This is a genomic window from Streptomyces agglomeratus, from assembly GCF_001746415.1.
GTDB classification, from domain to species: Bacteria; Actinomycetota; Actinomycetes; order Streptomycetales; family Streptomycetaceae; genus Streptomyces; species Streptomyces agglomeratus.
In genome coordinates, this window is record NZ_MEHJ01000001.1 from 3,973,779 (window position 1) to 3,994,172 (window position 20,394).

At 72.2% G+C, this 20,394-nt stretch carries 18 protein-coding genes and 1 pseudogene; 7 read left to right on the forward strand and 12 right to left on the reverse strand.

Annotated elements, in window-relative coordinates; translation table 11 throughout:
• Positions 1-83: 83 nt before the first annotated feature.
• The 7 genes and pseudogenes from AS594_RS17200 to pdhA all read right to left on the reverse strand — a co-directional run bounded on the left by AS594_RS17200 (position 84) and on the right by pdhA (position 9,072).
• Complete coding sequence (locus tag AS594_RS17200; RefSeq protein ID WP_079144550.1) at positions 84-1,157, reverse strand: potassium channel family protein; 1,074 nt, start codon at positions 1,155-1,157, stop codon at positions 84-86.
• Between the two features lie 20 nt (positions 1,158-1,177).
• Positions 1,178-2,908: a molybdopterin molybdotransferase MoeA gene (locus AS594_RS17205; RefSeq protein WP_069932670.1), complete on the reverse strand. Its 1,731-nt coding sequence runs from the start codon at positions 2,906-2,908 to the stop codon at positions 1,178-1,180.
• Positions 2,905-3,798, reverse strand: a complete 894-nt coding sequence (locus AS594_RS45420; RefSeq protein WP_069935148.1) for an NTP transferase domain-containing protein — start codon at positions 3,796-3,798, stop codon at positions 2,905-2,907. The genes AS594_RS17205 and AS594_RS45420 overlap by 4 nt, the downstream gene beginning before the upstream one ends.
• 235 nt (positions 3,799-4,033) lie before the next feature.
• Positions 4,034-5,457: pseudogene (locus AS594_RS17215) on the reverse strand (IS701 family transposase).
• Positions 5,458-5,534: 77 nt separating this feature from the next.
• On the reverse strand, positions 5,535-6,890 hold the full coding sequence (locus AS594_RS17220; protein ID WP_069930572.1) for a dihydrolipoamide acetyltransferase family protein: 1,356 nt from the start codon (positions 6,888-6,890) through the stop codon (positions 5,535-5,537).
• Positions 6,890-7,918 carry an alpha-ketoacid dehydrogenase subunit beta gene (locus tag AS594_RS17225; protein ID WP_069927891.1) on the reverse strand — a complete coding sequence of 343 codons (1,029 nt, stop codon included), beginning with the start codon at positions 7,916-7,918 and terminating at the stop codon, positions 6,890-6,892. Before AS594_RS17225 ends, AS594_RS17220 begins: the two co-directional genes overlap by 1 nt.
• Positions 7,915-9,072, reverse strand: coding sequence for a pyruvate dehydrogenase (acetyl-transferring) E1 component subunit alpha (gene pdhA / locus AS594_RS17230; RefSeq protein WP_069927892.1), 1,158 nt, complete (start codon positions 9,070-9,072; stop codon positions 7,915-7,917). The genes AS594_RS17225 and pdhA overlap by 4 nt, the downstream gene beginning before the upstream one ends.
• Before the next feature lie 174 nt (positions 9,073-9,246).
• Here pdhA and AS594_RS17235 point away from each other — a divergent pair, with 174 nt between their 5' ends.
• The gene (locus AS594_RS17235) at positions 9,247-9,804 is read left to right on the forward strand and encodes an Lrp/AsnC family transcriptional regulator (protein WP_240509036.1); all 558 of its coding nucleotides are present in this window, start codon (positions 9,247-9,249) and stop codon (positions 9,802-9,804) included.
• 54 nt (positions 9,805-9,858) lie between these two features.
• Here AS594_RS17235 and AS594_RS17240 read toward each other — a convergent pair whose 3' ends face one another.
• Both AS594_RS17240 and AS594_RS17245 read right to left on the reverse strand, forming a co-directional pair.
• Positions 9,859-10,461, reverse strand: a complete 603-nt coding sequence (locus tag AS594_RS17240) for a TetR/AcrR family transcriptional regulator (RefSeq protein ID WP_069927893.1) — start codon at positions 10,459-10,461, stop codon at positions 9,859-9,861.
• Positions 10,461-11,969, reverse strand: a complete 1,509-nt coding sequence (locus tag AS594_RS17245; protein ID WP_069927894.1) for a 3-hydroxyacyl-CoA dehydrogenase — start codon at positions 11,967-11,969, stop codon at positions 10,461-10,463. The genes AS594_RS17240 and AS594_RS17245 overlap by 1 nt, the downstream gene beginning before the upstream one ends.
• A gap of 125 nt (positions 11,970-12,094) precedes the next feature.
• Between AS594_RS17245 and paaN the strand changes: the two genes are divergently transcribed.
• Complete coding sequence (gene paaN / locus AS594_RS17250) at positions 12,095-13,786, forward strand: phenylacetic acid degradation protein PaaN (RefSeq protein WP_069927895.1); 1,692 nt, start codon at positions 12,095-12,097, stop codon at positions 13,784-13,786.
• A gap of 39 nt (positions 13,787-13,825) precedes the next feature.
• On the opposite strand, the gene AS594_RS17255 is transcribed toward paaN, so the two are convergent.
• The 3 genes from AS594_RS17255 to AS594_RS17265 are packed head-to-tail and all read right to left on the reverse strand — an operon-like array spanning position 13,826 to position 16,619.
• On the reverse strand, positions 13,826-14,623 hold the full coding sequence (locus AS594_RS17255) for a TrmH family RNA methyltransferase (protein ID WP_069927896.1): 798 nt from the start codon (positions 14,621-14,623) through the stop codon (positions 13,826-13,828).
• Complete coding sequence (locus tag AS594_RS17260) at positions 14,620-15,861, reverse strand: HTTM domain-containing protein (RefSeq protein WP_069932669.1); 1,242 nt, start codon at positions 15,859-15,861, stop codon at positions 14,620-14,622. The genes AS594_RS17255 and AS594_RS17260 overlap by 4 nt, the downstream gene beginning before the upstream one ends.
• Positions 15,858-16,619, reverse strand: coding sequence for a DUF5819 family protein (locus tag AS594_RS17265; RefSeq protein ID WP_069932668.1), 762 nt, complete (start codon positions 16,617-16,619; stop codon positions 15,858-15,860). The genes AS594_RS17260 and AS594_RS17265 overlap by 4 nt, the downstream gene beginning before the upstream one ends.
• Positions 16,620-16,767: 148 nt before the next feature.
• Between AS594_RS17265 and paaA the strand changes: the two genes are divergently transcribed.
• Genes paaA through AS594_RS17290 form a run of 5 tightly spaced genes read left to right on the forward strand, consistent with a single transcriptional unit; the run spans position 16,768 to position 20,358 of the window.
• Positions 16,768-17,757 carry a 1,2-phenylacetyl-CoA epoxidase subunit PaaA gene (gene paaA / locus AS594_RS17270; RefSeq protein WP_069927899.1) on the forward strand — a complete coding sequence of 330 codons (990 nt, stop codon included), beginning with the start codon at positions 16,768-16,770 and terminating at the stop codon, positions 17,755-17,757.
• Positions 17,754-18,041: a 1,2-phenylacetyl-CoA epoxidase subunit PaaB gene (paaB, locus tag AS594_RS17275; protein WP_069932667.1), complete on the forward strand. Its 288-nt coding sequence runs from the start codon at positions 17,754-17,756 to the stop codon at positions 18,039-18,041. Before paaA ends, paaB begins: the two co-directional genes overlap by 4 nt.
• Positions 18,038-18,781, forward strand: coding sequence for a 1,2-phenylacetyl-CoA epoxidase subunit PaaC (gene paaC / locus AS594_RS17280; protein ID WP_069927901.1), 744 nt, complete (start codon positions 18,038-18,040; stop codon positions 18,779-18,781). The genes paaB and paaC overlap by 4 nt, the downstream gene beginning before the upstream one ends.
• Positions 18,775-19,272, forward strand: coding sequence for a 1,2-phenylacetyl-CoA epoxidase subunit PaaD (gene paaD, locus AS594_RS17285; RefSeq protein WP_069932666.1), 498 nt, complete (start codon positions 18,775-18,777; stop codon positions 19,270-19,272). Before paaC ends, paaD begins: the two co-directional genes overlap by 7 nt.
• Positions 19,273-20,358 (forward strand): 2Fe-2S iron-sulfur cluster-binding protein, encoded by a 1,086-nt coding sequence (locus AS594_RS17290; protein ID WP_069927903.1) that lies wholly within the window; start codon positions 19,273-19,275, stop codon positions 20,356-20,358. It abuts the gene before it with no gap.
• Positions 20,359-20,394: the final 36 nt, after the last annotated feature.

Here is a 20,394-nt window from a genome sequence, read left to right on the forward strand (position 1 = left end):
GCGGTCGCCCCGGCTGTTGTGGACGCCCCCGTTGCTCCCGGTGGCGACGCCCCCGTTGCTCCCGGTGGCCCGCTCCGGGCCCCCTACTCCGGCGACGTCACCCGCATGTCTCCCGCGCTCGTGACGCCGGGCGAGGCGCGCACGATGGTGATCACCCGGTCCGTCAGCTGGAGTGGGCTGGCCGCCGGGTCGTCGTAACCGAGCAGCCGGTGTCCGCGCAGGACGCTGACCACCAGATCGTCGGTCTCCCGCACGTTCCTTCCCACCTCGGCCTTTATCACCGGCCGCTCGATGAGATCGAGACCGCTGCCCTGCTGGATCAGGTCTTCCATCACCGTGCCGGCGCTGGGGCTGAGCACCGACAGGCCGAGGAGACGGCCGGCCGCGCTGGCACTCGTGATCACGGCGTCGGCGCCCGACTGACGCAGCAGCGGCGCGTTCTCCTCCTCACGGACCGCGGCGACGATCTTGGCGCCCCGGTTGAGCTGGCGGGCGGTGAGCGTGACGAGGACCGCTGTGTCGTCGCGCTGGGTCGAGATGACGACCTGGCGGGCGCGCTGCACCTCGGCACGCAGGAGTACGTCGCTGCGGGTCGCGTCACCCAGGACGCCCGTGAACCCGTCCGCGTTGGCCGCTTCGATGACCTTCGCGCTCGGGTCGACGACCACGATCTGCTCTTTCCTGAGCCCCGTGGCGGCCAGGGTCTGGATCGCGGAACGACCCTTGGTGCCGAATCCGACGATGACGGTGTGGTCGCGCAACTGGGACCTCCAGCGGTTCAGCCGCCACTCCTCCCGGGTCCGCTCCGTGAGGACCTCGAGAGTGGTGCCGACCAGGATGATCAGAAAGAGCACGCGCAGCGGTGTCACCAGCAGCACATTGATGAGCCTGGCGCTGTCGCTGTGCGGCACGATGTCGCCGTAACCCGTCGTGGAGAGGGTCACGGTGGAGTAGTAGACGGCGTCGAGGAAGTCGACGCTCTCGTCGGCGTTGTCGTGGTAGCCGGCGCGGTCGACGTAGACGATGAACACCGTCAGGGCCAGGACCATCATGGCCATCAGCAGCCGCTTGCCGACCTGCCGGAGCGGGCGGTCGACAATGCGGCGCGGCAGCCTGATCCGAGCGGTGACGAGGTGCTCGTCGGCATGCCTGGCCATCGCATCTTGGCCGGGAAGTTTCACGTGAAACGTCCTTCTGTCCAGGGCAGGTCAAGGATTTCCAGCTCTTGGCCGGCGCGTGCTCCGCCGGGCGGAACGACGGCCATGCCGTCGGCGGCGGCGATACCGCGGAGCATCGCCGGACCGTTGTAGTGCATTGGCACGGCCGGCTCCGGCCCGTCGCCGTCCTTGCCTCCGCCGCCCCGGCCTCCGCCGTCCATGCCTCCGCCGTCCATGCCTCCCCGTCGGTGGACGACGGGGACGAGCCGGGTGTCGTGCGGATGCCCGTTCACGTCGTCCCGTACGGGCGACAGGTACGGCGCGAGGGACGGCCGCCGGGCGCGGGCGCGCAGCAACGGCTCGGCCAGGGTCAGCAGGCCGGACACGGCGGCCAGCGGATTGCCGGGCAGGCCGACGAGATACCGCTCCCGGGCGGCTTCTTCCTTGCCCGCCGCCTCTTCCCGTCCCCCGGCGAGGCGCGCCAGGAGCATCGGGTGGCCGGGCCGCACCGCGACACCGTCGACCAGCAGTTCGGCACCGGCCCTGCGCAGGATCGGGTGGACGTGGTCGACGGGCCCGGACGCCGTACCGCCGGTGGTGACGACGATGTCGGCGTGCGACTCGGTGACGGCGCGGTGGAGTGCGTCGGCGTCATCGCCGAGGTGCCGCGTACCGATCACCTCGGCGCCGAGGGCGCGCAGCCAGGGGTCGAGGAGCGGGCCGAGGGCGTCGCGGACCATCCCGTCGTGCGGCAGCCCTTCGCCGAGCAACTCGTCGCCCAGTACGAACACTTCGACGCGCGGCCGGGGCACGACGGACAGCGCGTCATAACCGGCTGCGGCGGCGAGCCCGAGGACGGCCGGGGTCACGAGGGAACCGGCGGGCAGCAACTGGTCGCCAGTACGGCACTCCTGGCCGCGCGGCCGGATGTCCTGCCCCTGGACGACCTCACGGCGCGCGTACAGCCGCCCTGCGGCCTCGTCCAGCCGGCCGTGCTCGCTGCGGATCACCGCGGTGGCGTCGGGCGGGACACGGCCTCCGGTGGCGATGCGTACCGCCGCACCGTCGGCCAGCGCTCCGGGCGCGACCTGACCGGCCAGCAGCTGACCGCCCGCCTCCACGCTCCACCACGGCCCCGGCCCCGCGACCGCCCACCCGTCCATGGCGGACGTGTCGAAGGAGGGCAGGTCGGTGAGGGCGTCGAGGGGCTCGGCGAGCACCTGCCCGAGGGCCTGCGCGAGCGCCACCCGCCGGGTACGTGCCGAAGCCGCCGCACCGGCCCGTGCGGCGACGGCGCGGGCGTCGGCCCAGGGCGTTGCACGGGTACGGGATGCGGGCGGGGCGGGCACGGCGGCGGGCAGTCCGGACCGAGCGGCGAGCCCACCGCCCCGGGCCGCCTGCTCCGACGGCCGGCCGGCTGCCGGGTCCGGGGCCGGGGTCGGGTCCGGGCTCTGCTGGTCCGACGGGTCCGGGCTCTGCTGATCCGGCGCCGGGTCCGGGTCCGGTGCGGACGCGGGGTCCGGGTGCATGGCCGACGCCGGGTCAGGCGTCGGGCCCGACGCCCGGTCCGGGCTTCGGTCCGGGTACGACGCCGAGCCCGGGCCGAGGCTCGGGCTCGGGTCCGCCACCGGTTCCAGGGGCGGGCCCGGGTCCCGGTGCGCGGCCGGGGACAGTGCAGGGGCCGGCGCCGGCTGTGCGGTCCGGCGGACGAGGGCGAGGGCCTCCTCGAACTCGCGGTCCTCCTGGTTCACCCCGCGCCGTCTTCCGTGCCGTGGCCCGCGGCCTCTCCCTTGGCCTCTTCCTCCGCCTCGGCCGCCCAACGGGCAGCGAGCGCGGCGGCCTTGCGAGCCGCCTCGGCGACGGCGTCCGGCCCGTTGCCGCCCGCCTGTGCCGCCGCGTAGCCCACCAGGAAGGTGGTGAGCGGGGCGGCGGGCCTGGCGACACCGTGCGCGGCGTCGCGGGCGAGGTCGAGTAGAACGTTGATGTCGACGTCGAGCTCGACGCCGAGTTCGTCCTTGACTGCGGTCATCCATTCATCCAGCACACGCCCATGCTCCCTGATCCTGGACCGGGCCGCCGCAATGTCCTGCCAGGTGTCGCAGTCGAAGAAGTCGAGCGGCCCGGCGGCGACGCGCGTCAGAGCCAGCTCGTGCGTCAGCAGCCGCAGCGGCAGCCCGGAGAGCCCGCCGTGTTCGGTGGCGAGCAGCGCCAGTTCGCGGCGCAGTGGTTCGGCGCGGTACGCGGCGACGAGCGGCTGGTCACGCCCGTCCGCGTCCACGAGCAGCGCCGCCTCGGCCCCACTGCCGTCCAGGGCGTCGAGCAGCCGCTGTACCGTCCCGGTTTCGACGAACGGCAGGTCGGCGGAGAGTACGAGCAGGTTCCGCGCGGTCGTACCCCGTACACCGGCGTCCAGCGCGGCCAACGGCCCGCCTCCGGCCGGTTCCTCGCGCGCCCACTCGACGGCCCGCACGGTCGCCCGCCGACCGCCGACCACGACAGTCGTACCGGCCCCGCGGCACACGCCCAGCACCCGGTCCAGCAGGGTCCGCCCGCCCACGCGCACACCGGGCTTGTCCACCCCACCGAGCCGCCTGGCGGCCCCTCCGGCCAACACGATGGCGTCGTACGCGGTCGCGGTCATGCCCCGAGTATGCGGGGCGGCGTTTCCGTTTCCCCACCCCGCCCCCGCCCCGTGACACTTCGCGGTCCGCCGCTCACGGGCGGCAGGCCCCGGGCCCTGGTGGCATGCGGGCCCGGGGCGGAGGCCCGGTTCGGGAAGGGGCGGGGCGGGAGGGACGGGGCAGGCAGGGCGGGGCGGAACGAGAGAAGGCTCCGCGCCGCGGCTAGCGGTGGTTTGTTAGACGGGGATGTAGAGGTCAAGTGGGTGGCCTGCGCCGACGGCGTTGATCAGTGCTTGGAGTTCGGGCGGTGGGGTGCATTCGTCCATGCGTGCCAGCATCGTTGGAGGTTGGTCCAGGGAGCGAGCCAGGCGCGGACGGCTCGGATCGCCTTGGGCCAGCTGGCCGGTTGGGGCTGGTGGGGTCTGCTTGGGCCCCCTCTCAGCCGGTCCCGGCGGCGTCGGGGCGGGCGGGAGCGCAGGGACGGGGGCGGGTTCCCGGTCTGGCGGATGAGCGAACCAGGTGTCCCAGCAGAACGAGAACGCGCAGGTGACCAGTGTCTGGTGGCGGCGGATGGCGGTGTCGGAACGGACCTGGAAATCGGCCCATCCGAGTTCGTCCTTGACCTGTTTGTAGCTCTGCTCGATCCAGTGACGGATGCCGTAGATCCGCACGACTTCGTGCAGGTCAGCGGCGGGATGAGGGTGGTCGGCCTCACGGGGGCCGCCGGGGCGGGGCAGGTCGGTGGCCAGGTACCAAGTTGCCTGCGCGGGCAGGATGGCCGGGTCGGTGGTGGCCACGACCAGGCGGACGTTTCCGTCCGGACCCCACCAGCCGAGGTGGGCGTCGGCGGCCCACCAGGTCTCGGTGTGCCCGTTGCGGAAAGTCCGCTCAACCGCGGTCCAGTCCCCGGGATGCTCGGGATTGGTCCAGGTCAGTGCGCGTGCGGCGTCGACGGGGGTGTAGGCATCCTTGCCGTAGGCCCACGTGCCGTGGCTCGGCTTGAGGGCCATGACGAACGGCAGACCCGCCTCGCCGAGTTGCCGGCGGAAGCCGTCCTGGTCGCCGTAGGCGCAGTCGGCGGCCACGGCCCGGAAGGCCACCCCGGCAGTCTTGGCGGTGCGGGCGAGTTCGGCTGCGATCTGCAGTTTCGTGCGGAAGCCGGGGTCGCTCTTGCCGGCGGGGAAGTGACGGGCGGGGCTGTAGGGCACCGCGTGGAGCGGGTAGTAGACGCTCTCGTCGGCCCAGCAGGTCGTCACGGTGACGATGCCGTTGTCGGTCTTGCCCAGTCGGCCCAGCCACTGCCGCCCGACATGCGCGGTCGCGGTCCCGTCCTTGCGGTCACCCGAGTCGTCGATCACCAGTACCCCGCCCGCGTGCGGCTCGGTCGCCGGGTCGGCGAGCAGCAGTTCCAACCGGCGGGCGTTGATCTGCTCGTGGTCCCAGGTCGACTCGGAGAGGAAGAACTGCAGCCGCTGCACCGCCGGGTGCTGGGCTCCGGCCACGGGCTCGGCGCCGGCCAGGCAGGTCAGGGTCTTGTTGCGGTCCCGCGGCAGCAGCAGCCCGGCGAGGTACTCACGGAACCCGCGTCGCTGGGCCAGCGTGGAGAGCAGGTCATCGAAGCGTGCGGCGTAGGCTTCCAGCGGGCCAGGAGCCGGCGGGCACGGCACACGACGGGTCATCACAACCCCCAGGCAGCGAGGCGACTTTCCTCTCTACCGGCCTACCCCAACACTGACCCGCCGTCAACAAACCACCGCTAGAGCGTGCGCAGCAGCAGCGTCGGCCGCTCCACGCAGTCCGCCACGTACCGCAGGAACCCGCCCGCCGTCCCCCCGTCACAGACCCGGTGGTCGAACGTCAGGGACAGCTGCACCACCTTGCGTACCGCCAACTCCCCTTCGTGGACCCACGGCTTGGGGACGATCCGGCCGACCCCAAGCATCGCCGCCTCCGGGTGATTGATGATCGGCGTGGACCCGTCCACCCCGAACACCCCGTAGTTGTTCAGCGTGAACGTGCCGCCGGTCAGCTCGGCCGGCGTCAGCGACCCCTTCCGGGCCGACTCCGTCAACCGCGCGAACTCCGCGCTCAGTTCGTCCACGTTGCGCGCATGGGCGTCCCGTACGACGGGAACGACCAGGCCGCGCTCCGTCTGCGCGGCGAACCCGAGGTGCACTCCGGGAAGCCGCACGATCTCGCGGGAGGCCATGTCGACCGTGGAGTTGAGCTCGGGGAAGCGGGCCAGGGCCGCGGTGCAGATCCGGGCGAGGAGCGCGATGACCGACACCGGTGGCCCGCCCGCCTGGTTCATCGCCGTACGGGCCGCCATGAGCTCGGTCGCGTCCGCGTCCACCCAGCAGGTGGCGTCCGGGATCTCCGTCCGGCTGCGCGACAGCTTGTCGGCGACCGCACCGCGCATACCGCGCAGCGGAACGCGTTCACCGACGGCCGTGGACGCCGCCACTGCGGGCGTCGGCGCGGGCGCGGGCGCCTGCTCCGCCTCGCGGATCACGCCCTCCACGTCGGACCGCAGGATCAGGCCGTCGGGACCGGAGCCCTTCAGCGCCCGCAGATCGAGCCCGTTCTCCCGCGCCAGCCGCCGCACCAGCGGCGAAATGACCGGCACGGGGCCGTCGTGCTCCACCACGGCGGGGGTCACCTCCACCACGGCGGGGGTCACCTCGGCCACGGCAGTGGCCACGGGACCACGGGCCGCCTCCGGCCGGATACGCCGCCGCCGTGCCACCGCAGCGGCCGTGCCGTATCCCACCAGCACGTTGCCCGACGACTCCGCCTCGCCGGAGACCGGAGCGGCAGACGGAACCGGGGACGGGTCCGGTGCGGCCTCGGTCCGAGCGGACGCCGCCGCCCCCACCGCCACGGTCAGCAGCGGCGAGCCGACCGGCAGCTCCGTGCCCTCCTCGCCGAAGCGGGCGGTCACCACGCCTCCGTACGGGCACGGCACCTCGACCATCGCCTTGGCCGTCTCGACCTCGACCACCGGCTGGTCGACGGCGACCACGTCGCCCACCTCCACCAGCCAGCGCACGATCTCCGCCTCGGTGAGCCCCTCACCGAGGTCGGGCAGTTTGAACTCCAGGACCTTCGGCATCAGCTGCCCGCCTCCCACTGGAGCCGCGCGACCGCGTCGAGGACCCGGTCCACTCCCGGCAGATGGTGCCGCTCCAGCATCGGCGGCGGATACGGGATGTCGAACCCGGCGACCCGCAGCACCGGCGCCTCCAGGTGGTGGAAGCACCGCTCCGTGACCCGCGCGGCGATCTCCCCGCCGGGACCGCCGAAGCCGGTGGACTCGTGGACGACGACCGCGCGCCCGGTACGCCGTACCGAAGCCGCCACCGTCTCGTCGTCGAACGGCACGAGCGAGCGCAGGTCGACGACTTCGAGGTCCCAGCCCTCCGCCTCGGCGGCTTCCGCCGCCTCCATGCACACCGGCAGGGAAGGCCCGTACGTGATCAGCGTCGCGCTGCGCCCGGAGCGCCGCACGACCGCGCGCCCGATCGGCTCGACGGCGGTGGGTGCCTCCGGCGACCAGGCCGCCTTCGACCAGTACAGCCGCTTGGGCTCCAGGAAGACCACGGGGTCGTCCGACGCGATCGCCGCCCGCATCAGGCCGTACGCGTCCTCGACCGTCGCCGGCGTCACGACATGGAGCCCAGGGGTCGCCATGTAGTACGCCTCGGACGAGTCGCTGTGGTGCTCGACCCCGCCGATCCCGCCGCCGTACGGCACGCGGATCACCATCGGCATCGGCATCGCGCCGCGCGTGCGGTTGCGCATGCGTGCGACGTGGCTGATGAGCTGCTCGAACGCCGGGTAGGCGAACGCGTCGAACTGCATCTCGACGACCGGCCGCAGCCCGTACATCGCCATGCCGACGGCCGTTCCCAGGATCCCCGCCTCGGCGAGCGGCGTGTCCGTGACCCGGTCCTCGCCGAACTCCTTCACGAGCCCGTCGGTGACCCGGAAGACCCCGCCGAGCGCGCCGACGTCCTCGCCCATCACATGGACCGTCGGGTCCTCGGCCATCGCGTCGCGCAGCGCCCGGCCGAGGGCCTGCGCCATGGTCGCGGGCTTGGCGGGCTTCGCGTCGACCACGGTCGTCGCTGCCGTCGTCATCGTTCGTCCTCCGCATCGAGCTCGGCCCGCAGCAGGGCCTCCTGCTCCCGCAGTTGCGCCGTCTTCTCCGCGTAGACGTGCGCGAAGAGGTCCATCGGGTCGAGCACCGGGTCCGCGTTCATCCGGTCGCGCAGTCGCGCGGCCATCGTCTCGGCGGCCTCGCGTGCCTCCCGTACGCCGTCCTCGTCCAGCATTCCGCGCTCCAGCAGTTCCCGCTCCAGCAGCTGGACCGGGTCGTGGGCGCGCCACGCCTCGACCTCGGCGTCGCCCCGGTAGCGGGTCGCGTCATCGGCGTTCGTGTGGGCCTCGATGCGGTACGTGACCGCCTCCACCAGCGTCGGCCCGCCACCCCGGCGGGCGCGCTCCACGGCCTCGGCCAGCACCTCGTGCACGGCGGCGGCGTCGTTGCCGTCGACGAGCCGGCCCGGCATCCCGTACCCCACGGCCTTGTGGGCCAGCGAAGGGGCGGCGGTCTGCTTGGCGAGCGGCACGGAGATCGCGAAGCCGTTGTTCTGCACGAGGAAGACGACCGGCGCCTTCCAGACGGCGGCGAAGTTCAGCGCCTCGTGGAAGTCGCCCTCGCTCGTGCCGCCGTCGCCGACCATGGCGAGCGCGACCACGTCGTCGCCCTTGAGGCGGGCGGCGTGCGCCAGGCCCACCGCGTGCGGCAACTGGGTCGCGAGGGGGGTGCACAGCGGCGCGATGCGGTGCTCACGCGGGTCGTACCCGGTGTGCCAGTCGCCCCGCAGCAGCGTCAGCGCCTGCACGGGGTCGAGCCCGCGCACCACGGCGGCCAGCGTGTCCCGGTAGCTCGGGAAGAGCCAGTCGCGCTCCTCCAGGACGAGCGCGGCCGCGACCTCGCAGGCTTCCTGACCGGTGCTGGAGGGGTAGACGGCGAGGCGGCCCTGCTTGGTGAGGGCGGTCGCCTGCGCGTTGTACCTGCGGCCTCGCACGAGCTCCGCGTACAGCCGCCGCATCAGGCCGGCGTCCAGCCGGGCGGCCGCGTCGGTGCCGAGCACGCGGTGCGGCTCGCTGTCCGGGAGCAGCGGTGCGGGGTCGGTGCGGGGCTTCCAGGCCGGGGGAGGCGTCGGCCGGTAGGCGGCGGCGCCGGACAGATCCTGGACCGGCCGGACCGTCATCGTGCTTTTCTTCATCGCGTGCACCTCCTCGTGGGAGCGGTGAGAGGGCACAGCGAATGTGGTGTGCCTCACCTACCGATTGTTCGGTCGTGGACGCAATTTGGCTACAGGCGCCTCCAGCCTGTGGACAAACGGTTCTCCACAGCCTGGGATAGGGGCAGGTCGTCCATCGGAGAAAGGCGGGGGGACATGCCGGCTGAACAAATGGCCGACGCGGGAGCGGGGCCGCCGGTGCGCCCGCTCGACGCCATCGACCGGGACATCCTGCGGATGCTCCAAACGGACGGGCGCGCGTCGATACGGTCGGTCGCCGAGCGCGTCCATGTCTCGCGCGCCAACGCCTACGCGCGCATCAACCGCCTCATCGACGACGGAGTGATCCGCGGCTTCAGCGCGCGCGTGGACCACGAACGCGCGGGGCAGGGGGCATCGGCGTACATCACGCTCAAGATCGTGCAGAACTCCTGGCGCACGGTCCGCGAGCGGCTTCAGGCGCTGCCCGGCGCAGCGCACATCGCGCTGGTCAGCGGGGACTTCGACGTACTGCTGCTGGTCCATACGGCGGACAACAGGGCACTGCGCGAGCTGGTACTGACGAGGATCCAGTCGATACCGGAGGTGCTCAGCACACGCACCCTGCTGGTCTTCGAGGAGACAGACCTCGACTCGGGCGGCTCCCCACAGGCCCCACAGGCCCACCAGCCCCCACAAGCGCCTCAGGGACCACTGCCACCCCAGGAGCTGTGACGAGCAGCCTCAGGAGCCTTGAAACCGCCCCCAGGAGACGCGACCGGCCGCCCCTCAGTGGCTGGTCCGCAGCCCGTCGAAGGCCAGCCGCACCACGGTCTCGGCGAGCTGCTCCCCGTCCACGCCCGCACCGCTTTCGGCCGCCTGCGGCCGGTACCACTCCACCAGCGAATTGATCATTCCGAACAGCAGCCGCGTCGCCATGCGTATGTCCACATCGGCGCGCAGGTCCCCGTCGGCCGCCGCCGCCTTCATCAGATCGGCCACCCGCTGGTCGAACTCGCGGCGCCGCTCCAGGGCCCAGCGCTCGGCCTTCGTGTTGCCCCGTACGCGCAGGAGCAGCGTGACGTACGGCAGCTCCGCCAGGAGTACCTCCACGGTGCGCCGGGTGACGTACTCGACCCGCTCGATCGCCCGGCCGCGCCCGGCGCCCGGCTCGTCGAGGATGCCGAACAGCCCGTCCAGGGCGCGGCTGACCGCGCGCCGCAGCAGCTCCTCCTTGCCCGTCACGTGGTGGTAGATCGAGGACTTCGAGATGCCGGCGGCCCTGGACAGGTGCTCCATGGACGTGCCGTCGTAACCACGCTCGTTGAAGACCCGGACGGCCACCGTCAGGAGCGTCTCAGGGGTGTACGTGTCACGCTTCGCGGTGGTCATCAGGCGCCCTCCTCCTTGGCGGCGAACGCCTGCCGGTGGAGCGCCAGAGACGGGGCGTAACGCCCGGTCGGACAGCACTCGTGCAGGTTCTTCAACAGGTCGTACGCCCAGTCCTGGCCGAGCGCGGCACTCCATTCGACCGGCCCCAGGGGGTAGTTGACCCCAAGACGCATCGCCGTGTCGATGTCCCCGGGCGAGGCGACCCCGCGGGCGACGGCGTCCGCCGCCAGGTCGATCAGCATCGCGACCGTACGGGCGACGATCATGCCGGGCACGTCGCCGATGACGCTGACGTCCTTGCCCAGCTTCTGGAAGAGCCCGGTGGCCTCTTCCACCGCCCGCGCGGACGTGTCCTCGGAGGCGGACAGGGCGATACGGGTGGCGCCGCGGTAGTCGAGCGCCAGGTCGAAGTACACGACGTCCGCGTACTCGACGGAGGTCCGTCCGTCGGCCGGTACGAGCTGCCCTTCCCCGGGCAGCTCGATGTACGGGCCGCCCGCTTCCACCCGCTCCACGGCGATGCCCGCCTCCTCCATCATCGCGACGAGGGCGGCGGCGTGGCCGAGGTCCCCGACGACGGTGACGGCCTCGGGGGCGTCCTGGGGACCGGCGGTCCGGGGAGCGGGCTTCGACGCCCCTGCGTCCGCGTACGGGAACCAGCCGTGGCCGGACTTCCGGCCGAGCCGGCCCGACTCCACGAGGCGGCGCTGCGCGAGGGAGGGAACGAATTTCGGGCTCTGGAAGAACGACTCCCAGACGGACCTGCTCACGGCCTCGTTGACGTCCTGTCCGATTAGGTCGGTCAGCTCGAAGGGACCCATTTTGAAGCCGCCGGACTCGCGCAGTACGGCGTCGATGGTGGCCGGGTCCGCGCCCTGCTCCTCGTACACCGCGAACGCCTCGGCGTAGAAGGGGCGGGCGATGCGGTTGACGATGAAGCCGGGGGTGTCCGCGCAGCGCACCGGGGTCTTGCCCCAGGCCGCCGCGGTCTCCCACGCGCGCGTGGCGCTCGTCTCGTCGGTCGCGAATCCGCTGACGACCTCGACGAGGGGCAGCAGCGGCGCGGGGTTGAAGAAGTGCATCCCCACGAAGCGGCCGGGGTTCTTCAGGGGGCCCGCGACGGCCGTCACGGAGAGGGAGGAGGTGTTGGTGGCGAGGAGGCAGTCCTCGGCGACGACCTCTTCGAGCGCCGTGAAGAGCTGCTGCTTGACCGGCAGGTGCTCGACGATCGCCTCGACGACGATCGCGGCGTCCGCCAGCTCGGCCAGGTCGTCGGCGGTGTGCAGCCGGGCGCGGGCGCCGGCCGCGTCCTCCCGGCCGAGCCTGCCCTTCTCGACGAGCCGGTCGAGGCGGGCGCCGACAGCCGCGGCGGCCTCCCGGGCGCGCCCGGGGCCCGCGTCGTAGAGCCGCACGGGGTGACCGGCCAGGAGGGCGACCTGGGCGATGCCCTGGCCCATGGTGCCGGTGCCGACGACGGCGACGGTGCGGGCTCGATCGATAGCTGTCATGACCCCGATCCTCCCGCACGAGTTGTCCACAGGTTTTACCGGGCCCTCTTGTCCCGACCGATCGTTCGGTTACTGTATCTCGTGTCCGCCTGTCCCTGCCCAGCTCGACGAGGAGTTGGTCCGCCGTGGCCGCCGAACTCACCACTTCCCAGCTGTCCGAGAAGCACCGGACCACGCTCGACCAGGCGCTCGACGTGATCCGCACGCGGGCGTACTGGTCCCCGCACCCCGAGCACCCCAAGGCGTACGGCGAGAACGGCAGCCTGAGCGCCGCCGAGGGGCTCGCCGCTTTCCAGGCCCTGCAAGGCGGCCGCTTCGAGCTCGACCAGCCGGGCACCGACGGCTGGACGGGCGCCGAGGTGTCGCCGTACGGCCCCCGGCTCGGCATCGAGTACCCGCACGCCGACCTCGACGTGCTGCTGCCGGCGATGCGGGCGGGCATGGGCGCCTGGCGGGAGGCGGGGCCCGAGAACCGCGCCCTGGTCTGCCTGGAGATCCTGTCGCGCATCAGCGCCCGTACGCACGAATTCGCGCACGCGGTCATGCACACCAGCGGCCAGGCGTTCATGATGGCGTTCCAGGCGGGCGGCCCGCACGCGCAGGACCGCGGCCTGGAGGCCGTGGCCTACGCGTACGCCGAGCAGACGCGCACCCCCGGCGCCGCCGACTGGTCCAAGCCGCAGGGCAAGCGCGACCCGCTCAACCTCGGCAAGACCTTCACGGCCGTCCCGCGCGGCATCGCGCTGGTGATCGGCTGCAACACCTTCCCCACCTGGAACGGCTACCCCGGCCTCTTCGCCTCCCTGGCCACCGGCAACCCGGTCCTGGTCAAGCCGCACCCCCGCGCGGTGCTCCCCCTGGCCCTGACGGTCCGGGTCGCCCGCGAGGTGCTCGGCGAGGCGGGCTTCGACCCGAACCTGGTGGCGCTGGCGGCCGAGGCTCCCGGCGAGGGCATCGCCAAGACCCTCGCGACCCGCCCGGAGATCCGGATCATCGACTACACGGGGTCCACCTCGTTCGGTGAGTGGCTGGAGGCCAACGCCCGCCAGGCGCAGGTCTACACCGAGAAGGCCGGCGTGAACACGGTCGTCATCGACTCCACCGACGACTACAAGGGCATGCTGTCCAACCTGGCGTTCTCGCTGTCCCTCTACAGCGGCCAGATGTGCACCACTCCGCAGAACCTGCTGATCCCGCGCGACGGGATCATGACGGACGCGGGTGCGAAGTCGTACGACGAGGTCGTCGCCGACCTCGCCGGCGCCGTCGGCGGCCTGCTGGGCGACGACGCCCGGGCGAACGCACTGCTGGGCGCCCTGGTCAACCCCGACGTGAAGGCGCGCCTCGAAGCGGCCGCCGGGCTCGGCGAAGTGGCACTCGCCTCGCGGGAGATCGCCAACCCGGACTTCCCGGACGCGGTGGTCCGTACGCCGGTCGTGGTCAAGCTCGACGGCGCCAAGCCGGACGCGGAAGCGGCCTACATGTCCGAGTGCTTCGGACCGGTCTCCTTCGCCGTCGCCGTCGACTCCACCGCGGACGGCCTGGAGCTGCTGCGCCGCACGGTGCGGGAGAAGGGCGCGATGACGGTGGGCGCGTACACGACCTCGCAGGTCACGGAAGCCGCGATCGAGGAGGTCTGCCTGGAGGAGTCGGCGCAGCTCTCGCTGAACCTGACGGGCGGGGTGTACGTCAACCAGACGGCGGCGTTCTCCGACTTCCACGGCTCGGGCGGCAACCCGGCGGCTAACGCCGCCCTGTGCGACGCGGCCTTCGTCGCCAACCGCTTCCGGGTGGTCGAGGTGCGCCGCCAGGCGTAGCCCCCTGCCGCCGGCCACGGGCCCGTCGTCGTGCCCCGCCTACGCGGGGCCGGCGGCGGGCGGTCCGCCCCAGTGGAACAGCGCCATGGCCACACTGGTCGCCAGGTTGTAGCTGGACACCTGCGGCCTCATGGGAAGCGACACCAGCTCGGTCGCCCGGCCGCGCAGTTCCGGCGAGATCCCGTGGCGCTCCGAGCCGAACGCGACGAGGGCGTCGTCGGGGATCTTGACCGACCTGATGTCCTCGCCCTCCGGGTCCAGTACGTACAGCGGGCCCGGAGGCAGCTCGTCGAGGCTCCTGCGCTCGACGGCGGTGGCGTAGTGGAGTCCGGCGCCGGCCCGCACGACGTTGGGGTGCCATGGGTCCATGTCGCCGGTCGTGACGACGCCCGTCGCGCCGAAACCGGCGGCCAGCCGGACCACCGCTCCCACATTGCCGAGGTTGCGGGGGTTGTCCAGCACGACGATCGGGGACAGCCGGGGCAGCCGGGACAGCGTTCGCGCGTTGGCTCCCGGGTCGCGCCGGACCGCCAGAGCGGCCACCGCCGTCGTGTGCACCCGGGGAACCAGCTCGCGCAGGGCGGCCGCCGGGATCTCGGTGACGGATCGGGCGAGCACGTCCGACAGGTCGTCGGCGAGGTCCCGCGCGAGCGCCAGTACGGCCTGCCGGTCGCTCGCCACCGTCAGCACCACCTCCGCGCCGAAGCGCAGCGCGTGCTTCAGGGCGTGGAAGCCGTCGAGCAGTACGGCGTCGGGGGCAGCCTCGCGCCACTGCCGCATGACGGCCTCGTCAACGTCCTCGGTCCCGGCCCCGGCCCCGGCCACGTCCTCAGTCATGGCCTCAGCCTACGGCGGCGAGCGGCCGGGCCCCACTCGACGAGCGTACGGATCTGCTCCTGCGGCCGTGGTCCCTGCTCCTGAGGCGCCGCGACGTCCTCGTCCGGGCGGCGAAGCACCCTTGCCCGCCCCCGCGCCGCCCACCGGCCGACGCGGCGCAGGAAGCCGGTCGGCAGGAACACCGCGTCGGCGGCGATCATCGCGAGCGAGAAGAAGGGCAGGCCGAGCAGTACGGCGATCGCCGCGTGCTCGGCGATCATCACCGCGAGCAGGATGTTCTTGACCCGCCGGTTGAAGAGCGTGAAGGGGAAGGCGACCTGCACGGCCACCGTCCCGTAGGTCAGCACCATCACGATCACGCCGCTGGAAGCCAGCAGTCCGGAAAGACCGGGCCAGGGCGAGAAGTAGTCCAGGTGCAGCGGGTAGTACAGCGCGGTGCCGTCCTGCCAGCGCGAGCCCTGGATCTTGTACCAGCCGGCGGTGGCGTAGACGAGACAGACCTCCGCCATGATCACGAAGAGGCCGGCGTTGTGGACGAGGTTGGCGATGACGTCCAGCAGGACGCGCGGATGCCCGGGCGCGTAACGGCCGGCCGCCCACCACAGCGCGTGCACGGCCCACAGGCCCCAGAAGATCAGCAACCAGCCGCCGCCGAGCTCACCGGTGAACGTCAGGGCGGTCAGGCAGGCACCGAGCGCGCCCCACAGGACGGCCCCCACCCGGTCGTCGCGCCCGGGCTCGCGCCGCGCGTCCAGCGACCACACCTGTCCGCACCGCGTCAGCACCAGGTAGATCGCCATCAGGTGGATGACGTTGTCCCCGCCGTCGCCCATGAAGATGCTGCGGTTCTGGAGCGACAGCACGCCGATCATGAACAGGACGGACATCGTGCGGGTCCGCCAGCCCAGCATGAGCAGCGCCGCGGACACGACCGCGAGCCCGTAGACGATTTCGAACCAGACCTCGCTCGGCGACCACATCAGCGCCGTGAAGGCGTGATTGTTGGCTATCAGCCGCTGGGCCATGTCCCAGTTCCACGGCCCGCCCGGTCCGTACAGCTCATGGCGGTGCGGATATTCGCAGAGCAGGAAGAGCAGCCAGGTCAGCGAGAACCCGATCCGGACGACGGCGCTCTGGTACGGCCCGAGGGCGGTGGAGGTGACGCGCTGGACGGCGCGCGCGAGCTTGCGGACGGGAGCGGCCCGGGTCGCGGCAGGAGTACGGACGGACGAGCTCACCGGGCCTCCTCCGATGCGCGCCGCGCGCCCTGCGGCAGATCCGCCCCGGTCACCGGCCACCAGGGAAGCACCCGGTGGGCCGGCCGGGTGTTGGTCTTCTCGTCGCTCCACGGCGGCGCCTTCACCCACTTGGTCTCCGACCTCACCTGTATCCGCTCCACCTCACCGCCCAGGTCCTGCTGGGAAAGACGCAGCATGACGGTGCGGCGTACGTACCGCTCGGACAGGGCGCCGCGCATGCCGTTCGGCTTGTTCGCGTTGTCGTGCGAGGCGGTGTAGAAGTCCCACGCGCGCCGCAGCGCGTTCTGGACGGTGTGACTCGGCAGCAGATTGCCGCGGATCGCTTCGCCGTCCTGATCGGAGAGGTCGATCCAGTCGGTGGTCTTCCACTGCCCGTCGGCCGTACGGACCTGCGCCCGCACCTGTACGGCGATGTTCTGCTGGAGCGGATTGGGAGCGAAGAGCTTCCAGTTCTGCTCGAACTCGGGGTAGATCCAGTCGTCGACGGCCTCACCGTGCTGCTTGCTGACGGTGTTGGACGGTGCGACGTGCAGAAACACCATCCCGAGATGCACGCAGGCCACCACGCCGACGACGGCGAGCGCGAGGGCTGCCACTGCCTGGTACGGGAGGGACAGGGCGGCGATGCCGCCGCCCGGTATGCCGGGGGCGCGGGAGGCTTCCGGGGCGTCTGTGGCGCCCGGGACGGAGCCCGCGTCCCGCCCGGCGGTCACACCCCTGTCGTCGTACGAATCCATCCCGCCCCGATCACCGTAGGCCCCCACAGTTATCCACAGGGTTGACACCCTACGGGCCGCCGACTCACCATTGAAGTCATCGGACCGAACGATCGGTCGGTCGGGACGCCGGCGGGGAAGCAGTCGGCAGGGACGGCAGGGGGCTCGGATGGCTACAGCAGCTGCGGACCGTACGACGGCTGGGGCACAGGCCGGACAGGCGGACGGCGCGGCCGCGCACGAAGCGGCGTTCGACGCCGCCGTGGCGGCCGACGAGCGCATCGAGCCCCGGGACTGGATGCCCGACGCCTACCGGGCCTCGCTGGTCCGCCAGATGGCCCAGCACGCCCACTCCGAAATCATCGGCATGCAGCCGGAGGCCAACTGGATCACCCGCGCCCCCTCCCTGCGCCGCAAGGCCATCCTGATGGCCAAGGTGCAGGACGAGGCAGGGCACGGCCTCTACCTCTACAGCGCCGCCGAGACTCTCGGCACCGGCCGCGAAGAGCTGCTCGACAAGCTCCACTCCGGCCGCCAGAAGTACTCGTCGATCTTCAACTACCCCACGCTGACGTGGGCCGACGTCGGCGCCATCGGCTGGCTCGTGGACGGCGCCGCGATCACCAACCAGGTGCCGCTGTGCCGCTGCTCCTACGGGCCGTACGCCCGCGCGATGGTCCGCATCTGCAAGGAGGAGTCCTTCCACCAGCGGCAGGGGTACGAGCTGCTGCTCCACCTCAGCAAGGGGACGCCGGAGCAGCACGCGATGGCCCAGGACGCGGTGGACCGCTGGTGGTGGCCGTCACTGATGATGTTCGGCCCGCCGGACGACGAGTCGGCCCACTCGGCGCAGTCCATGGCGTGGAAGATCAAGCGCCACTCGAACGACGAGCTGCGCCAGCGCTTCGTCGACATCGCGGTCCCCCAGGCCGAGGCCCTCGGGCTCACCCTCCCCGATCCGGACCTGCGATGGAACGAGGAGCGCGGCCAGTACGACTTCGGCGCGATCGACTGGGACGAGTTCTGGAACGTACTGAAGGGCAACGGTCCCTGCAACGAGCAGCGGATCTCACAGCGGCGCACGGCGCACGAAGAAGGCGCCTGGGTCCGGGAAGCGGCGAGCGCGTACGCCGCGAAGCACGGGAAGGCAGCAGCATGACGAACTCCGACTGGCCAATGTGGGAGGTGTTCGTGCGCTCGCGCCGCGGACTGTCCCACACCCACGCCGGCAGCCTGCACGCGCCGGACGCGGAAATGGCCCTGCGCAACGCCCGCGACCTCTACACCCGCAGGTCCGAGGGTGTCTCGCTGTGGGTGGTGCCGTCCGCCGCGATCACCGCGTCCTCGCCCGACGAGAAGGACCCGTTCTTCGAACCGGCCGCCGACAAGCCCTACCGGCACCCGACGTTCTACGAGATCCCCGAGGGAGTGCGGCACCTGTGAACCACGCACCTGAGGCCGCACCCGAGGCCGCCGCACTCGCGCCCGCGGCTCTCGCCCTGGGCGACGACGCACTGGTGCTGTCGCACCGGCTGGGGGAGTGGGCGGGACACGCGCCGGTGCTCGAAGAGGAAGTGGCCCTCGCGAACATCGCGCTGGACCTGCTCGGGCAGGCACGCGTCCTGCTCTCCCTCGTCGGCGACGAGGACGAGCTCGCTTACCTCCGCGAGGAGCGGGCCTTCCGCAACCTCCAGCTGGTCGAGCAGCCGAACGGCGACTTCGCCCACACCATCGCCCGCCAGCTCTACTTCTCCACCTACCAGAAGCTGCTGTACGGGCAGCTGGCGGCAGGGGACGGCCCCTTCGCGCCGCTGGCGGCGAAGGCCGTCAAGGAGGTCGCCTACCACCAGGACCACGCCGAGCACTGGACGCTGCGCCTCGGCGACGGCACCGAGGAGAGCCACGCGCGGATGCAGCGGGGCTGCGACGCCCTGTGGCGGTTCACCGGCGAGATGTTCCAGCCCGTCGAGGGCCTGGACGTCGACCGGCAGAAGCTGGAGGACGGCTGGCGGGAGTCGGTCGGCGCCGTGCTGGAGCGGGCGACGCTGACCGTCCCCGACGGGCCGCGCAGCGGCGCCTGGGCGGCGGGAGCGGGCCGGCAGGGCCTCCACACCGAGCCGTTCGGGCTGATGATCGCCGAGATGCAGCACCTGCACCGCAGCCACCCGGGGGCGACATGGTGACCGAGACGCACCTGGAGGCCGAGCTGCGCCAGGTCGCGGGCTCGGTCCCCGACCCGGAGCTGCCGGTGCTCACCCTGGAGGAGCTCGGCGTCCTGCGCGCCGTCCACGTCTCCGGTCCCGGCCGGGTCGAGGTCGAGCTGACCCCGACGTACACCGGCTGCCCGGCGATCGAGGCGATGTCCTCGGACATCGAGCGGGTGCTCCACGACCACGGCATACTGGACGTCACGGTCCGCACGGTCCTGTCCCCCGCCTGGTCGACCGACGACATCAGCGCGGAGGGCCGCCGCAAGCTCACGGAGTTCGGCATAGCACCGCCGCGCCCCCAGCCCGCCGACGGCGGACCCGTACCCCTCACGCTGTCGGTGCGCTGCCCGCACTGCGGCTCCACGGACACCGAGCTGCTCAGCCGGTTCTCCTCCACCGCGTGCAAGGCGCTGCGCCGCTGTGTCTCCTGCCGCGAACCGTTCGACCACTTCAAGGAGTTGTAGATGCTGTCCTCAGACGCCGGACGGGCTGGGTTCCATCCGCTCCGGGTCCGCGAGGTCGAGCGGCTCACCGACGACTCCGTGGCCGTGACCCTCGCCGTGCCGCCCGAACTGCGCGAGACCTTCCGGCACACCCCCGGCCAGCACATAGCGCTGCGCCGGGTCGTGGCCGGCGAGGAGATCCGCCGTACGTACTCGATCTGCGCCCCGGCCACCGAAGCGCCGCGGGAGCCCGTGCTGCGGGTGGGCATCCGGCTGGTCGACGGCGGCGACTTCTCGACGTACGCCCTCAAGGAACTGGCCGTCGGCGACACCGTCGAGGCGATGGCGCCGGCGGGCCGCTTCGTTCTGGAGCCGCGCCCCGGCCGCTTCGCGGCCGTCGTGGGCGGCAGCGGCATCACGCCGGTGCTGTCGATGGCGTCCACGCTGCTCGCCCGGGAGCCGGACGCCACGTTCTGCCTGCTGCGCAGCGACCGCACGGCGGCTTCGACGATGTTCCTGGAGGAGGTGGCCGACCTCAAGGACCGCTACCCGGACCGCTTCCAGCTGGTCACCGCGCTCTCGCGGGAGGAGCAGCAGGCGGGGCTGCCGTCGGGCCGCCTCGACGAGGAGCGGCTGACCCGGCTGCTGCCGGCGCTGCTGCCGGTGGCAGATGTGGACGGCTGGTTCCTGTGCGGGCCCTTCGGACTCGTCCAGGGGGCGGAGCGCGCCCTGCGCGGGCTCGGGGTGGCCAGGAACCGTATCCACGAGGAGATCTTCCACGTCGACGACGGCACCGGAACGGTCACCAGCAGTCCCGTGGCGGCCCCCGCGAGCAGCACACTCACCGCCACACTCGACGGCCGGTCGGGCAACTGGCCCGTCCTGGACGGCGAATCGCTGCTGGAGACGGTGCTGCGCAGCCGCGCGGACGCGCCGTACGCCTGCAAGGGCGGCGTCTGTGGAACGTGCCGCGCCTTCCTGGTCTCCGGCGAGGTGCGGATGGACCGCAACTACGCGCTGGAGCCCGAGGAGACCGACGCCGGCTACGTCCTGGCGTGCCAGTCGCATCCGGCGACGCCCGAAGTGGAGCTGGACTTCGACCGCTGAGGCCATCCGGCCCGACTGTGTTCATTTTCAGGAACG

Bases quoted from the DNA above. Each gene is read 5' to 3' on its own strand.
- AS594_RS17235 (WP_240509036.1), top strand. From the start codon at position 9,247: ATGCCGGCTGAACAAATGGCCGACGCGGGAGCGGGGCCGCCGGTGCGC.
- paaA (WP_069927899.1), top strand. From the start codon at position 16,768: ATGGCTACAGCAGCTGCGGACCGTACGACGGCTGGGGCACAGGCCGGA.
- paaB (WP_069932667.1), top strand. From the start codon at position 17,754: ATGACGAACTCCGACTGGCCAATGTGGGAGGTGTTCGTGCGCTCGCGC.
- AS594_RS45420 (WP_069935148.1), bottom strand. From the start codon at position 3,798: ATGACCGCGACCGCGTACGACGCCATCGTGTTGGCCGGAGGGGCCGCC.
- pdhA (WP_069927892.1), bottom strand. From the start codon at position 9,072: ATGAAGAAAAGCACGATGACGGTCCGGCCGGTCCAGGATCTGTCCGGC.
- AS594_RS17200 (WP_079144550.1), bottom strand. From the start codon at position 1,157: ATGGCCAGGCATGCCGACGAGCACCTCGTCACCGCTCGGATCAGGCTG.
- paaD (WP_069932666.1), top strand. From the start codon at position 18,775: ATGGTGACCGAGACGCACCTGGAGGCCGAGCTGCGCCAGGTCGCGGGC.
- AS594_RS17265 (WP_069932668.1), bottom strand. From the start codon at position 16,619: ATGGATTCGTACGACGACAGGGGTGTGACCGCCGGGCGGGACGCGGGC.
- AS594_RS17255 (WP_069927896.1), bottom strand. From the start codon at position 14,623: ATGACTGAGGACGTGGCCGGGGCCGGGGCCGGGACCGAGGACGTTGAC.
- AS594_RS17290 (WP_069927903.1), top strand. From the start codon at position 19,273: ATGCTGTCCTCAGACGCCGGACGGGCTGGGTTCCATCCGCTCCGGGTC.
- AS594_RS17240 (WP_069927893.1), bottom strand. From the start codon at position 10,461: ATGACCACCGCGAAGCGTGACACGTACACCCCTGAGACGCTCCTGACG.
- AS594_RS17225 (WP_069927891.1), bottom strand. From the start codon at position 7,918: ATGACGACGGCAGCGACGACCGTGGTCGACGCGAAGCCCGCCAAGCCC.
- AS594_RS17220 (WP_069930572.1), bottom strand. From the start codon at position 6,890: ATGCCGAAGGTCCTGGAGTTCAAACTGCCCGACCTCGGTGAGGGGCTC.
- AS594_RS17245 (WP_069927894.1), bottom strand. From the start codon at position 11,969: ATGACAGCTATCGATCGAGCCCGCACCGTCGCCGTCGTCGGCACCGGC.